Here is a 13,394-nt window from a genome sequence, read left to right on the forward strand (position 1 = left end):
AAAGATCATGGCCGACAACATACAGAGAGAAGCCGGATCGCCGATAAGCGAAGGCCCGCTGGCCAAGTGGGTGCTCATCTCGCTTGCGATCGGCTATCTGGCGGCGTTTCTTGTCCTGCCGCTCGTCGTCGTTTTCGTGGAGGCGCTGCGCCACGGACTCGAAGCCTATGCCTCGGCGCTTTTCGAGCCCGACGCGCTTTCCGCGATAAGACTGACGCTCATCGTTTCGGCGATCGCGGTTCCGGCCAATATCGTCTTCGGGCTGGCCGCATCATGGGCCATCGCAAAGTTTGAATTCCCGGCAAAGAGTTTTCTCATCACCCTGATCGACCTTCCCTTCTCGGTCTCGCCCGTTATTTCCGGTCTCGTCTATGTGCTGCTTTTCGGCGCGCAGGGTTTCTTCGGGCCCTGGCTCGCCGCGCACCACATTCAGATCATCTTTGCCGTACCGGGCATCGTGCTTGCGACGATCTTCGTCACCTTTCCCTTCGTCGCGCGCCAGCTCATTCCGATCATGCAGGCCCAGGGCAATGATGACGAAGAGGCGGCGCTGTCGCTCGGCGCAGGAGGGTTTCGCACCTTCTGGAGCGTCACGCTTCCAAATGTGAAATGGGCGCTGCTCTACGGCGTACTGCTTTGCAACGCACGCGCCATGGGCGAATTCGGCGCCGTCTCGGTTGTATCCGGACATATTCGCGGCCTCACGAACACCATGCCGCTACATGTGGAGATTCTCTACAATGAGTACAATTTCGTTGCAGCCTTTGCGGTTGCCTCGCTTCTGGCTCTCCTCGCGCTCGTCACCCTCCTTCTCAAAACCGTTCTCGAATGGCGCTACGGTCGTGAGCTTGCCGCAGCGGGCGGGCACTGATCCTGTGACGACGCAACACGATACGCGCGACGATGCGCGCCCGAACCAGGCGCCCGTTCGCATCGACGTCGAGGATCTGCACAAGAGCTTCGGTACATTCGCTGCGCTCAACGGCGTGTCGTTGACCGTGCAACCGGGCGAGCTGCTGGCGCTGCTGGGGCCTTCGGGCTCAGGCAAGACGACGCTGCTGCGCGCGATCGCGGGGCTTTCGACGCCGGATGAGGGCCGCATCTACTTTCATGGCGTTGATGCGACAAATCTCAGCCTGCGCGAGCGCCGCGTCGGATTTGTCTTTCAGCAATATGCGCTGTTCCGGCACATGACCGTGTTCGACAATATCGCCTTCGGTTTGCGCGTGCGGCCACGTGCCGAGCGTCCGCGCGAGCGTGAGATCGCGCGGCGTGTGCGTCGCCTTCTCGAACTCGTTCAGCTTCAGGGACTCGACAAGCGGTTTCCGAGCCAGCTTTCGGGCGGCCAGCGTCAGCGCGTGGCGCTTGCTCGCGCGCTCGCCATCGAGCCCACAGTTCTGCTGCTCGACGAGCCCTTCGGCGCGCTCGACGCGAAGGTTCGAAAGGATCTGCGCCGCTGGCTTCGCCAGATTCATCATGAAACCGGCCTCACGACGATCTTTGTGACTCACGATCAGGAAGAGGCGCTGGAACTCGCCGACCGCGTGGTGATCATGAGCCGCGGCCAGATCGATCAGATCGGAACGCCGAGCGAAATCTACGACGATCCGGCAACGCCCTTCGTCTGCGAATTCCTCGGCAACGTTACGCGCGTCGATACGGTTCTCAAGGACGGGGAAGCGGATGTGCTGGGCAGCCTGCTCCCCGTACCGGACAGCGAGACCTACCGAGACGGTCCGGCGGTTGCCTATGTGCGCGGCCATGAGCTCGAGATCGTTTCGAGCGATCAGCCGGGCGGTACGCCTGCGACCGTTCGCGCGGTTCGGCCCTTTGGCGCATCGGTGACGATCGAGCTCGATGTCAAAGGCCGCGCGGAACCCATCGAAGCGGAAGTTCCTCGCGAGCTGTTTGAGGTTGGCGAGGTGCGTGAAGGGCGGCAGGTGCGCGTCCGCGCGATTGCGGCGCGCATTTTCAGGCGCGACTGAAATCCACTTCCTTGTTCGTAAATGAGCTGTGACGGGGGCCGATGGTCCCCGTTTTCATTCGTGTGTTCTCATTTGTTCCGCACAAGCGCCGGTGCTTCGTTTTGGTCTGCTCATATTTGAGCAGTGGGAGGCGAGTTGACGCAGCCGCAATTCCCCTACGTCAAGGTCGGCCCGCCATAAAAATGGCTTGGATATTGGCTTTTCGGCACGATATGGGAATGAGGAGTGGCGGCGCAGACGCCGCGCGGTGAACAGCCGTTCCCGCATGCCCGGTCTGGCAGCCAGGCGAAACCGCATTTCGTAACATCCGATCGAAAGCCATTTTGAGGCGCCGATCGGTCCTCATAGGGAGACTCATTATGGCTGAAGCCTATATCGTAGCGGCGGCCCGCACCGCCGGCGGCCGCAAGGGTGGCAAACTGAAGGATTGGCACCCCGTCGATCTCGGCGCGCAGGTCGTCAATGCGCTCATCGACCGCACGGGCATCGATCCGGCGCTCGTCGAGGACGCGATCTGGGGTTGCGTCGGTCAGGCCGGCGAGCAGGGCATGAACATCGCGCGCAACGTCGTCATGGCGTCGAAGCTTCCCGAAAGCGTTCCGGGCACGTCGGTCGACCGTCAGTGCGGCTCCTCGCAGCAGGCGATCCACTTCGCCGCGCAGGCCGTGATGTCGGGTGCGATGGATATCGTCGTCGCGGGCGGCGTCGAGAGCATGACGCGCGTTCCGATGGGCCTGCCGATCTCGCTCCCGGCGAAGAACGGCTTCGGCATCTATATGAGCCCCGAGCTTCAGCACAAGTATCCCGGCGTCCAGTTCAACCAGTTCGCCGGCGCCGAGATGATGGCGAAGAAGTATGGCCTGACGAAGGACGTGCTCGACGAGTTCGGCTTCAAGAGCCACCAGAAGGCGATTGCCGCGACGAAGGCGGGCGCTTTCGACAACGAGATCGTGCCGCTCGAAATCACCACCGCTGAAGGCGGCAAGGAAATCCACAAGACGGACGAAGGCATTCGCTACGACGCGAGCCTCGAGGCGATCAAGGGCGTGAAGCTCCTCGTCGAAGGCGGCGCGCTGACGGCGGCCACCTCGAGCCAGATCTGCGACGGCGCGTCCGGCGTCCTCGTCGTCAACGAAAAGGGCCTGAAGCAGCTCGGCGTGAAGCCGCTCGCGCGCATCCACCACATGACGGTGGTTGGCGGCGATCCGATCATCATGCTCGAGGCGCCAATCCCCGGCACGCTGCAGGCGCTCAAGAAGGCCGGCATGAAGATCGAGGATATCGATCTTTACGAAGTCAATGAAGCCTTCGCGTCGGTTCCGGTCGCATGGCTGCAGCAGACGGGCGCTGACCCCGAGAAGCTGAACGTCAATGGCGGCGCGATCGCCCTCGGTCACCCGCTCGGCGGTTCGGGCGCAAAGCTCATGGCGACGCTCATCCACGCGCTCCATGCGCGCGGCAAGCGCTATGGTCTCCAGACCATGTGCGAAGGCGGCGGCCTCGCCAATGTGACGATCGTCGAACGTCTCTAAGCGGCAAATTGTATGCATACGGAAGGGCGGAGCTGATTGCTCCGCCCTTTTTGTTTGTCGGAACACTGTCCGTTTTGTTTTCTTACTTATAAGAAAGATTAATCTGAGATAATTTTTGGTAAGCTGTTCGCAAGATGTCGATGGAGGGGGGGCCAGTTTGCGAATGAAGATGAAGGAGCTTGAACGGGAAACCGGCGTGGGGCGTGAGACCATTCGCTATTATATCCGCGAAGGGCTGTTGCCCGAGCCGGAGAGACCGAAGCGGAACGTTGCGACATACGGCCAGGTGCATGTCGAGCGGCTTAAGCTCATCCGCCGGCTGCAGCAGGATCGCTTTCTGCCGCTCAGCATCATCAAGACGATCGTGGAGGCCCAGGCGGAGGGCCAGCCCCGCGGCCTTGAAGCCTTTATCGGGCTCGAAAACAGCGTCGGCCCGCTTCTCAGCGAATCGCTAAGTCACGCTCCGCAAAAGCTGGAAGAGGTTTCCGCGCAGACAAATATCAGCGTGGATGATATTCACGAGTTTGAGAGCTTCGGCCTGATCGTGATCGATGGGCGCGAAGATGGCGATTGGCTATCGCGGCGCAACGTCCGCATCGTCGAGCTTCTGGCCGAGTCACGCGCCGCCGGCTTTGATGAAGAAGCCTCGTATCGGCCGGAGCATTATCGCATCTATGCGCAGATGATGGATATCGTCACCAAATACGAGGTGTCGCTCTTCTATCACAGCCTTGCGAGCCGCATTGGTTCGCAGGAAGCGGCGGAACTTGCTGCCCGTGGCATTCGCATCATCAATGAGATGTTGCCGATCCTCCGTACAGAGAAACTTATCCGTGAAATGATGCAGGTCAGCGCGAGCGGATCGCTGGGCGCTGGTAGTGGCGAAGATTGAGGCGGTGCAGGGCGTTCAGTCGCCCAGCACCAGCGTGTCGCCCTTCTTCCAGTAGAGCCAGTATTCCTCGCCCTTCTTGAAGGTGAACTCCTCGATGTCGCGGGAGACGTTGCCGATATCGGCGAGAAGCGTCGTCCCATGTCCTATATGGAAGAAGACATTGCTGAAGCTGCCGTAATAGGCGACTTCGCCTACCTCGCCGCGCACGACGACGAGATCCTGACCTTCGGGCTTCGTCTCGGAGACGAAGATCTTTTCGGGGCGGATCGCGAGCGCCACATCGCCTGCGGCATTGCCTGTCAGCTCGACCTCGCCGATATGGGGAACGGCCACCTTCACGCGGTTTTCTCCCGAACGCGTGGCCTTGGCGGCGATGAGATTGATCTTTCCGATGAAGTCCGCGACGAAGCGGCTGTTGGGATATTCATAAAGCTGGGCGGGGCTCGCGACCTGGCGCACCTTGCCCGCATTCATGACGGCAATGCGGTTCGCCATCGATAGCGCTTCCGATTGGTCGTGCGTGACGATGACGAAGGTGATGCCCACGGTCGCCTGCAGATGCACCAGCTCCATCTGCATCGCCTCGCGCAGTTTGGCATCGAGCGCGGAGAGCGGTTCGTCGAGCAGCAGCACCGAAGGACGCTTGACGAGCGCGCGGGCCAGCGCGACGCGCTGGCGCTGACCGCCCGACATTTCATTGGGCATGCGCTTTCCGAAGCCGCCGAGCTTGACGAGTTCCAGCGCTTCCTCGACGCGCTGCCTGATTTCGGAGCTCGGCCGCCCGTCCATACGCAGGCCATAGCCGACATTCTTCTCGACCGACATATGCGGGAACACCGCATAGGACTGGAAGACCATGTTCACAGGCCGCTTGTTCGGCGCGACGGTCGACATGTCGTGGCCGTCGATCAGAACCTGCCCGCTGGTAGGTGTCTCGAAGCCTGCGAGCATCCGCAGAAGGGTCGTCTTGCCGCAACCCGATGGCCCGAGCAGGGCGAAGAACTCGCCGCGTCCGACCGTCAGGTTCACATCGTCGACCGCCTTCATGCCCCCCGGGAAGATTTTCGAGACATTCTTGATCTCGATGATCGGTTTTCCAATTCCGGCATCAGTGATGGGTGCGGACTTGGTTTGTTCCGTTAAGGGCATGATGCTGTGTCGTCCCGCGAGCTGTTGGTATCGAAGCAGACCCAGCAAGCTGCGTGCCGGGAGCTGGATCAGTCTTCAATGGTTTTCGGATCAAGGCAAGGCTGGGGCGCAGAAAAGCCCTTGTCGCCCGGCGGGCGCTGCACGAGATATGCTGCGACATCGCAAACCGGGAGGATGCCAGTGATTGATCTCTATACCGCCACGACGCCGAATGGCTGGAAGGCCTCGATTGCGCTCGAGGAACTGGAGCTTCCTTATGAAGTCCACCCGATCAACCTCGCCAGGAACGAGCAGAAGGAAGAGTGGTATCTGAAAATCTGCCCCAATGGCCGCATCCCGGCCATCGTCGACCGCGACGCGGACAATTTCGCGGTGTTCGAATCGGGCGCCATCCTGACCTATCTTGCTGAAAAAACCGGCAGGCTGATGCCCGCCGATGCCAAGGGCCGGTCTCTGGTCATTCAGTGGCTGATGTTCCAGATGGGCGGCATCGGCCCCATGATGGGGCAGGCCAATGTCTTTTTCCGCTACTTCCCTGAAAAGATTCAGGCCGCGATCGATCGCTACCAGAACGAGACCAGGCGTCTCTTCACGGTGCTGGACGGGCGCCTGAAGGAACACGAATTTCTCGCGGGCGATTACTCGATTGCCGACATCGCCAATTGGTCCTGGGTGCGGACGCACAAGTGGTCGGGCGTCGAGATCGACGATCTGCCGCATCTGACCCGATGGGTGGAGGCGATCGGCGCACGGCCGGCGGCCCGGAAGGGCATCACGATTCCGGTCGATCTCAAGGTGCTCCAGGAGAATGACGGGCAGGACGCAAAGAAATTTGCCGAAGAAGCGCGCAAGATGGTGCAGCGCTAGCGCGCCGGTCACAAAGCCGGTCACAAAGATTGTGGACTATGGATCGGACGTGCAGACTTCCGATCCATATTCGGCAAGTGAGGATGAGGCGGATGCAGGACGTGAAGGGGCCTCAGGGGCTTTCGGAGGCTGAGGCCGCCGCGCGGCTCAAGGCGGAAGGTCCGAACCTGCTGCCGCAACCCGAGAAGCGTACCGTTCTCCGCATCGTCCTCGGCGTGGTTCGCGAGCCGATGTTCGGCCTGCTTCTGGGCGCCGGCGTCATCTACATGATCCTCGGCGATCAGCGGGAGGCGCTGATCCTGCTCGGCTTCGCCACTCTTTCCATTTCCATCGCCGTCATTCAGGAGACGCGCAGCGAGCGTGTGATCGAGGCGTTGCGGGACCTCACGAGCCCGCGTGCGCTCGTCATTCGCGACGGCCATGCGAGGCGCATCGCCGGGCGCGACGTGGTGCGTGGCGACATCATCATGCTGGCGGAGGGTGACCGTGTCCCGGCCGATGCGCGGATGATTTCGGCTAATGAGGTATTGGTCGACGAGTCGCTGTTGACGGGCGAGTCGGCGCCGGTGCGCAAGACTGCGGCGAGCGGGGAAGTTGCTGCCATGCGCCCGGGGGGCGAGGATCTGCCCTTCGTCTTCTCCGGCACACTTCTCGTGCATGGGCAGGGGATCGGCGAGGTCGTCGCCACAGGCCCATCGAGCGAGATCGGCAAGATCGGGACGGCGCTCGGCGGCATCGAGGCTGAGGAGCCGCCGCTTCGCGCGCAGACCGGCGCCCTGGTGCGCGGCTTTGCGATCGTCGGCGCCGTTCTCGCCTCGGCCGTCGTCATTCTCTTCTCATTGACGCGGCATGACTGGCTCGGCGGCCTTCTCGCCGGTATCGCGATCAGCATGTCGATGCTGCCGGAGGAAATTCCACTCGTCCTCACCGTTTTCATGGTGATGGGATCGTGGCGCATTTCGCGCGCGCGCGTGCTGACGCGCCGCGCGGCCGCCATCGAAACGCTGGGCGCGACGACGGTTCTCTGTACCGACAAGACCGGCACGCTGACGCAGAACCGCATGACGGTGGCCGAATTGCGCGTCGGCGATTTCGTCTATCACATGGATGGCGAAGAGGTGCCCGCGCCGCTGAAGCGCCTGCTCGATCTCGGCGTGCTTGCAAGCGCCCAGGAACCGTTCGATCCGATGGAAAAGGCGTTTCACGCGCTTGCGACGCCGGATGGCGACCTGACGCTCGAGCGCGGTTTCGGCCTCTCGTCGGAGCTTCTGGCCGTCACGCAGATCTGGAAGGCGCCGGACAGGCCCGGCTACATCGTCGCAGCCAAGGGCGCGCCCGAAGCCATTGCCAAGCTCTGCAAATTGCCGGAGGAGGAGATCGCCGCGATCCGCCGCTCCGTCGACGACATGGCGGAGAAGGGCATGCGCATTCTCGCGCTTGCCGAGGGGGATCATGCGGGGCCGATGCCGTCCACGCCTTTCGATCTCTCGATGCGTTTTGCGGGTCTCGTTGGTCTTGCGGACCCCCTGCGGCCCGAGGTGAAGCAGGCCGTCCGCGAGTGCCGCGCGGCGGGCATTCGCGTCGCCATGATCACCGGCGACTATCCGGCCACGGCGCGCAGCATTGCGGTGGAGGCGGGGCTCGAGGTCGGCGATGTGCTGACGGGCGCCGAGATCGACCAGCTCGACGACAAGGCGCTGAGCGAGCATGTGCGTCGCGCGACGGTCTTTGCGCGCATCCTGCCCGAACAGAAGCTTCGCATCGTTCAGGCCTTCAAGGCCAATGACGAAATCGTCGCCATGACGGGCGACGGCGTGAACGATGCGCCGGCGCTCAAGGCCGCGCATATCGGCATCGCCATGGGCGGTCGCGGCACAGACGTGGCGCGCGAGGCGGCGGCGATCGTGCTGCTCGACGACGATTTCGCCTCGATGGTGAAGACGGTGCGTCTCGGCCGGCGCATCTATGACAATCTGCGCAAGGCCATGGGCTATATCCTTGCCGTCCATGTTCCCATCGCGGGCGTCGCCATCGTGCCGCTGCTTTTCGGCGGGCCGCTCATCCTTACGCCGATCCATATCGCCTTCCTCGAAATGGTGATCGACCCGGTTTGTTCGGTGGTCTTCGAAGCCGAGGAAGAAGAACCCAATGTGATGCAGCGCAAGCCGCGCGATCGGATGAGCCCGCTCTTTTCCGGCGGGCTCATCGTCTGGAGCCTCGTTCAGGGCTTCCTGGCGCTCGGGGTGATCATCGCGAGCTATTGGCTTGCCATGAGCCGCGGCATGAGCGAGCCGGAGGTGCGCGCGATTACCTTCGTCACGCTGGTGCTCACCAATATCTCGCTGATCTTCGCCAACCGTTCTTTCAGCACCTCGCTGCTCGACGCGCTCCGCGCTCACAACAGGGCTCTGTGGCTGGAAATAGCGGCGGTCATCGCCGTTCTTGCGGTGATCCTCTTCTGGTTGCCCGCCCGTGAACTTTTCCGCTTCGGTCCGCTTCATGCCGACGATCTGGGCTTCGCGGCCATCGCATGTGTCGTGACGCTCGTCATTCTCGAGCTTCTGAAGCCTTTCTGGCGGCACCGGTTGACCGCCTGAATTGCCCCCCGCTTGGAGAGCGCGGCCCTTGACAACTCCCGCTGTCAGTTTTAAATGATAATCGTTCGCAACAAGAGCGAGCAAGGGAGTTTCGTCATGCGTGCCGCCAGAAAAGCCGTCGCCTTCTCAGTCGTCCACTTCTTCGTGGGACTGACGGTTGCCTATGTGCTGACCGGCCAGGCGGCGATTGCGGCAAGTGTCGCCGTGGTGGAGCCCGCCGTGAACGCGCTCATCCACTTCCTCTATGAGAGCTGGCACGACCGCCATGACGGGTCGCTGCACGCGGCCTGAACGACGTTACTTCCAGGCCCAGACCGGCTGCTCGTAATGGGCAACGCGGGTCGGCCGGCCGGCAAGCGCCACCTCCGCAAACTGATGGAGCAGGGCGGCGGTCGGCGCATGCACATGGCTTTCGCCGAGGAGCAGCCGGATCACCGACCGTTCGCTTTCGGGGATCGTGAGGAAGACCGGCGAATCCGGCCGTTCGAGTTCGGCGAGGTGAAAGTGGTGGATCGACGCGACCTCGCCGGGATTGGGCTTCATCGCCTCCGTATTTTCCACCCACACGACGACCGGCGTGATGACATAGCCGGACCGCGTCGGATAATCGTCAAGCATGCCCAGAACGGCATCGATCCCTATGCGGAGCGATATTTCCTCGTCGAGTTCGCGAAGCGCCGCATCTATTTCCGTCTCGCTCGCGTCGAGCCGCCCGCCGGGTAGCGCCCATTGGCCGGCATGCGCGTTGAGGCGCGGTGCGCGGCGCGTCAGCAGGAAGCTTGCCCTCCCCTCATGGGGAGCTATGGCGATAGTGACCGCGGCGCGCTTGAGGCCCTGCCCCTCATGCGCCTTGCGCTCGAAGGCTGAAAGCCGCGCCCCGATTTTCTCGCGAAGCGCCTCGTCGAAAACATGTGTCATGTCTTTTTCTAGCACGCAGGATCGGCGCCCAGATGTTTAATATATGGGCAATCGATGTCATGAAAATGTGCGTCAGCGCCGTCATACCACGAAGCGCTGACTAGTATATTAAACACTCACGCGCGATTTAATCTGACGAGGATATTGGAAGGCCGTGGGCGCGGCGGTAGATTCGAGACGAAAGGGCGGCTTCCCGCCGCCTCGAACAGATGAGAGACTCTCATGCGCATCGGTGTTCCCAAGGAAATCAAGGTTCACGAGTATCGCGTCGGCATGACGCCTTCCTCCGTGCGCGAGGCGGTGCATCACGGGCATGAAGTTCTGGTGCAGAAGGGCGCCGGTTTCGCCATCGGTCTTCTCGACGAACAATATGCGGCAGCGGGTGCGAAGCTCATCGATACGGCGGAAGAAATCTTCGCCAGCGCCGACATGATCGTGAAAGTGAAGGAGCCGCAGGAATCGGAGTGGAAGCAGCTCCGCGAAGGTCAGGTGCTCTTTACCTATCTCCACCTTGCGCCGGATCCGGAACAGGCGCGCGGCCTGATGGAATCGGGCGTCGTCGCGATTGCCTATGAAACGGTGACGGATGCGCGGGGCGGCTTGCCGCTGCTTGCGCCGATGTCGGAAGTCGCGGGCCGCATGTCGATCCAGGCGGGTGCGCATTGCCTTGAGATCGCGCAGGGCGGGCGCGGCCAGCTTCTCGGCGGCGTGCCGGGCGTTCCCGCAGCGAAGGTCGTCATTCTGGGCGGCGGCGTTTCCGGCACCAATGCGGCGCGCATGGCCATGGGCCTTGAGGCGCATGTCACCGTCATCGACCTCAACCTGCACCGGCTCTACGAGCTCGACACGCGGTTCGGACCGAGCCTCAACACGATCTATTCGACCGTCGACGCCATCGAAGAGCATGTGCTCGGGGCCGATCTCGTCATCGGCGCGGTGCTGGTGCCTGGCGCTGCGGCACCCAAGCTCGTGTCGGAAGACATGGTGAAGAAGATGAAGAAGGGCTCCGTGCTCGTCGACATCGCCATCGATCAGGGCGGCTGCTTCGCCACCTCGCGCCCGACCACCCATGCCGAGCCGACCTATATCCTGCATGACGTGGTGCATTACTGCGTGGCGAACATGCCGGGCGCCGTGGCGCGGACCTCGACCTTCGCGCTCAACAACGCGACCTTGCCATTCACGCTGGCGCTCGCAGACAAGGGACACGCCAAGGCGCTCGCCGGCAATCCGCATCTGCTGGCCGGCCTGAACGTCTACAAGGGCAAGATCACCTATCAGGCCGTTTCGGATGCGATCGGCGTTCCCTACACGCCCGCGGCGCAGGTTCTGGCCAGCTAGGCCGGATCTCTTGTGCCATAATTAAACGCAAATTAACCCTATGGGCGTCACTCTCCCTGCTGATTTCGACAGCGGGGGGGATGACCCATGGGACGTACGCGCAGGAGTGAGTTGTTCTGGCTTCTTCTGATTGCTGCCTGTGTTGCACTGTTTGCCTATCAGCGCGAGCAGCGGGGCCGGATCCATCATGATCGCGTCGCCACCGCCGCTCAGGACCCGAACGCGGACATCGTCACCGGCTCGATCACGCCTGCCCGGAAGCCCGCGGCGGCGGGCCGGTATTACGTACCGCTCGGCTCTTATGGCTCGATAGCCCAGGCCACGCGGCGGTATCTGGACGTCGCGGAGCGCTATCCCGCGCTTGAGCGTGACCACAAGCTCAAGATCAACACGGTCAAGGTGAAGGGGGACGGCACATTCCACAGGGTACGCATGGGGAATTTCGTCACCGAGCGCGAGGCGCGGGTCGCTTGCAGCGAGGCTGGCCTCTCGGCCGCCCGATGCCCGGTGGTGGCTCTCCGCTAGCGGGCTCCGCACAGCAGGGGTAAAATCCCTTGCCAAAGCCCGTAGACTTGCGGGTCGCTTTGCCTGTATAAGGCCCGCCAATGGCCGTTGCCCCATCGGGCGAGCGGACCGACACAATTTCACAAGCCTTGCCCAAGAGCCGGTCCCAAGCGGGTCGCGAGCCCCGGGGTCCAGGCGTTGCCAGACCGGAGACCCGAGAAATGGCCGTCCCCAAGAGAAAAACCTCGCCGTCGAAGCGCGGCATGCGCCGTTCGGCCGATGCGCTGAAGCAGCCCACCTATGTCGAGAACCCGGATTCGGGCGAGCTTCACCGTCCGCACCATGTCGATCTGAAGAGCGGCATGTATCGCGGCAAGCAGATTCTGAAGCCCAAATCGGACATCTGATTTAGCTTCTTCCCTTCGGGGCTGATCAACGTTCAGGGCGCCAGCGGGAAACCGCCGGCGCCTTTGTCGTTTCAGGCGTCTTTGTCTTCAGGCGCCTGCGAGCCCCTTGAGGGCGTTGCCGACATGGCGGGCGGCCTGTTCGTGGATCGTCTCGGCCCAGTCTGCTTCCTCGACCAGAAAGACCGCGCGCATCTCCCGCGCGATCTCGCGGCCCTGCGGACTTGCCGGATCGCCATGCTGATAGAGCCAGTTGTCCGCCTGCAGCGCCGCGCCGACGCGATCCTGCGGCACGGTTCCGTATTCGATCGAGATCGCCATGGTCTGGCGCGGGCGGCCATCCGAGGCGAGAAGGTCGATCAGCGCGCTTTTCATCGAGCCGCGGACATCTGCCGAGACCGAGGTGCCGGCGCTGGTCGAGCGCACATCGGAGCCGAGCCATTGGCGCGCAAGCTCGAAGACCGGATGGCCCGGCCGCTCGGTGCAGAGCAATTCGCCTGCGCCGCGTTCGCCGAGACCGGTATGGATGTCGATGAAGGCGAGTGTCCTTCGCGGCAGGAACTCACGTTCGAAGATCTCGCGCATGATGCGATTGGACCAGCTCGGTCCCTGACCGCCATAGAAGAGCCCCGTGGGGTGCGTGTATTGGCCGGCGCTGAGTGCTGCGACAAAGGCTCCGATCCCATGCTCCTTGATGAAGGCGCCTTGTGCGGCGCGCGATTTTGCGCGCGTCTCCTCGGTCCATTCGCGGGGGACAAGCGCATCGTGGAGAAGCGCATAGCCCGTGTTTTCGGGGAAGGGCGGCGTGGTGAAATTGCGATTGAGGTCGATATTGTCCTCGTTGACGCGCCGACCATGCGCAAAGCCCCAGGGGTTGACCGCATGAATGAACAGAAGCGCCGTATCCTGCGGCAGACGTTCGCCGAGCCCCTCCTCAAGCAGCTTCGACTGGATGGCCGACCCCGTATAGCCCTCGATCCCGTGCGTTCCCGAGGTCATGGCGAGAAGCTTCGAGGCACCTGCGGGGCCGATCAGGGCGGCGTCGATGGCCAGTTCCTCGCCGTCGGGGCCGCGCAAGGGGTGCATTTCGCTGGTCACCCGGGCGCCAGCCAAGCCGGCAGCGGCAAGGAACCGGGCGCGCGCCTCGGCATAGCTCCTGGCAAAAGGCCCCGTCGTCGCCGTCATCCCGAACTCTCCCCCGTGTT

The 13,394-nt window shown here is 62.7% G+C and carries 13 protein-coding genes; 10 read left to right on the forward strand and 3 right to left on the reverse strand.

The annotated features are described in order from the left end of the window. The first annotated feature begins 7 nt into the window (after positions 1-7). The 4 genes from cysW (at position 8) to ABFC66_RS15845 (ending at position 4,409) form a co-directional block, all read left to right on the forward strand. Positions 8-871, forward strand: coding sequence for a sulfate ABC transporter permease subunit CysW (cysW, locus tag ABFC66_RS15830; protein WP_346741938.1), 864 nt, complete (start codon positions 8-10; stop codon positions 869-871). Positions 872-932: 61 nt separating this feature from the next. Further along, positions 933-1,985, forward strand: coding sequence for a sulfate/molybdate ABC transporter ATP-binding protein (locus ABFC66_RS15835; protein ID WP_346742066.1), 1,053 nt, complete (start codon positions 933-935; stop codon positions 1,983-1,985). Between the two features lie 359 nt (positions 1,986-2,344). Next, on the forward strand, positions 2,345-3,517 hold the full coding sequence (locus tag ABFC66_RS15840) for an acetyl-CoA C-acetyltransferase (protein WP_346741939.1): 1,173 nt from the start codon (positions 2,345-2,347) through the stop codon (positions 3,515-3,517). Between the two features lie 163 nt (positions 3,518-3,680). Then, positions 3,681-4,409 (forward strand): MerR family transcriptional regulator, encoded by a 729-nt coding sequence (locus tag ABFC66_RS15845; protein WP_346741940.1) that lies wholly within the window; start codon positions 3,681-3,683, stop codon positions 4,407-4,409. A 15-nt stretch (positions 4,410-4,424) separates the two neighbouring features. Here ABFC66_RS15845 and ABFC66_RS15850 read toward each other — a convergent pair whose 3' ends face one another. Next, the gene (locus ABFC66_RS15850) at positions 4,425-5,456 is read right to left on the reverse strand and encodes an ABC transporter ATP-binding protein (RefSeq protein WP_346742067.1); all 1,032 of its coding nucleotides are present in this window, start codon (positions 5,454-5,456) and stop codon (positions 4,425-4,427) included. Between the two features lie 282 nt (positions 5,457-5,738). Between ABFC66_RS15850 and ABFC66_RS15855 the strand changes: the two genes are divergently transcribed. From ABFC66_RS15855 to ABFC66_RS15865, 3 genes are all read left to right on the forward strand, one after another. After that, positions 5,739-6,425, forward strand: coding sequence for a glutathione S-transferase N-terminal domain-containing protein (locus ABFC66_RS15855; RefSeq protein WP_346741941.1), 687 nt, complete (start codon positions 5,739-5,741; stop codon positions 6,423-6,425). A gap of 92 nt (positions 6,426-6,517) precedes the next feature. Continuing rightward, the gene (locus ABFC66_RS15860) at positions 6,518-9,022 is read left to right on the forward strand and encodes a cation-translocating P-type ATPase (protein ID WP_346741942.1); all 2,505 of its coding nucleotides are present in this window, start codon (positions 6,518-6,520) and stop codon (positions 9,020-9,022) included. Positions 9,023-9,118: 96 nt separating this feature from the next. Beyond that, positions 9,119-9,313, forward strand: a complete 195-nt coding sequence (locus ABFC66_RS15865; RefSeq protein ID WP_346741943.1) for a DUF2061 domain-containing protein — start codon at positions 9,119-9,121, stop codon at positions 9,311-9,313. A gap of 6 nt (positions 9,314-9,319) precedes the next feature. On the opposite strand, the gene ABFC66_RS15870 is transcribed toward ABFC66_RS15865, so the two are convergent. Next, positions 9,320-9,940 (reverse strand): CoA pyrophosphatase, encoded by a 621-nt coding sequence (locus tag ABFC66_RS15870; protein ID WP_346741944.1) that lies wholly within the window; start codon positions 9,938-9,940, stop codon positions 9,320-9,322. A gap of 222 nt (positions 9,941-10,162) precedes the next feature. Here ABFC66_RS15870 and ald point away from each other — a divergent pair, with 222 nt between their 5' ends. The 3 genes from ald (at position 10,163) to rpmF (ending at position 12,192) form a co-directional block, all read left to right on the forward strand. Next, complete coding sequence (ald, locus tag ABFC66_RS15875) at positions 10,163-11,281, forward strand: alanine dehydrogenase (protein WP_346741945.1); 1,119 nt, start codon at positions 10,163-10,165, stop codon at positions 11,279-11,281. 87 nt (positions 11,282-11,368) lie between these two features. Next, positions 11,369-11,806: an SPOR domain-containing protein gene (locus tag ABFC66_RS15880; RefSeq protein ID WP_346741946.1), complete on the forward strand. Its 438-nt coding sequence runs from the start codon at positions 11,369-11,371 to the stop codon at positions 11,804-11,806. A 200-nt stretch (positions 11,807-12,006) separates the two neighbouring features. After that, on the forward strand, positions 12,007-12,192 hold the full coding sequence (gene rpmF, locus ABFC66_RS15885; protein ID WP_152214493.1) for a 50S ribosomal protein L32: 186 nt from the start codon (positions 12,007-12,009) through the stop codon (positions 12,190-12,192). A gap of 87 nt (positions 12,193-12,279) precedes the next feature. On the opposite strand, the gene ABFC66_RS15890 is transcribed toward rpmF, so the two are convergent. Beyond that, complete coding sequence (locus ABFC66_RS15890) at positions 12,280-13,374, reverse strand: M14 family metallopeptidase (RefSeq protein ID WP_346741947.1); 1,095 nt, start codon at positions 13,372-13,374, stop codon at positions 12,280-12,282. Positions 13,375-13,394: the final 20 nt, after the last annotated feature.

This window comes from Parvibaculum sp. (assembly GCF_039680535.1).
In the GTDB taxonomy this organism is placed as follows: Bacteria; Pseudomonadota; Alphaproteobacteria; order Parvibaculales; family Parvibaculaceae; genus Parvibaculum.

Excerpts from the sequence above, each read along its gene's own strand:
- ald (WP_346741945.1), top strand. The coding sequence starts at position 10,163 with ATGCGCATCGGTGTTCCCAAGGAAATCAAGGTTCACGAGTATCGCGTC.
- ABFC66_RS15880 (WP_346741946.1), top strand. The coding sequence starts at position 11,369 with ATGGGACGTACGCGCAGGAGTGAGTTGTTCTGGCTTCTTCTGATTGCT.
- ABFC66_RS15840 (WP_346741939.1), top strand. The coding sequence starts at position 2,345 with ATGGCTGAAGCCTATATCGTAGCGGCGGCCCGCACCGCCGGCGGCCGC.
- ABFC66_RS15850 (WP_346742067.1), bottom strand. The coding sequence starts at position 5,456 with ATGAAGGCGGTCGACGATGTGAACCTGACGGTCGGACGCGGCGAGTTC.
- ABFC66_RS15890 (WP_346741947.1), bottom strand. The coding sequence starts at position 13,374 with ATGACGGCGACGACGGGGCCTTTTGCCAGGAGCTATGCCGAGGCGCGC.
- ABFC66_RS15865 (WP_346741943.1), top strand. The coding sequence starts at position 9,119 with ATGCGTGCCGCCAGAAAAGCCGTCGCCTTCTCAGTCGTCCACTTCTTC.
- ABFC66_RS15860 (WP_346741942.1), top strand. The coding sequence starts at position 6,518 with ATGCAGGACGTGAAGGGGCCTCAGGGGCTTTCGGAGGCTGAGGCCGCC.
- ABFC66_RS15845 (WP_346741940.1), top strand. The coding sequence starts at position 3,681 with ATGAAGATGAAGGAGCTTGAACGGGAAACCGGCGTGGGGCGTGAGACC.
- cysW (WP_346741938.1), top strand. The coding sequence starts at position 8 with ATGGCCGACAACATACAGAGAGAAGCCGGATCGCCGATAAGCGAAGGC.
- rpmF (WP_152214493.1), top strand. The coding sequence starts at position 12,007 with ATGGCCGTCCCCAAGAGAAAAACCTCGCCGTCGAAGCGCGGCATGCGC.
- ABFC66_RS15870 (WP_346741944.1), bottom strand. The coding sequence starts at position 9,940 with ATGACACATGTTTTCGACGAGGCGCTTCGCGAGAAAATCGGGGCGCGG.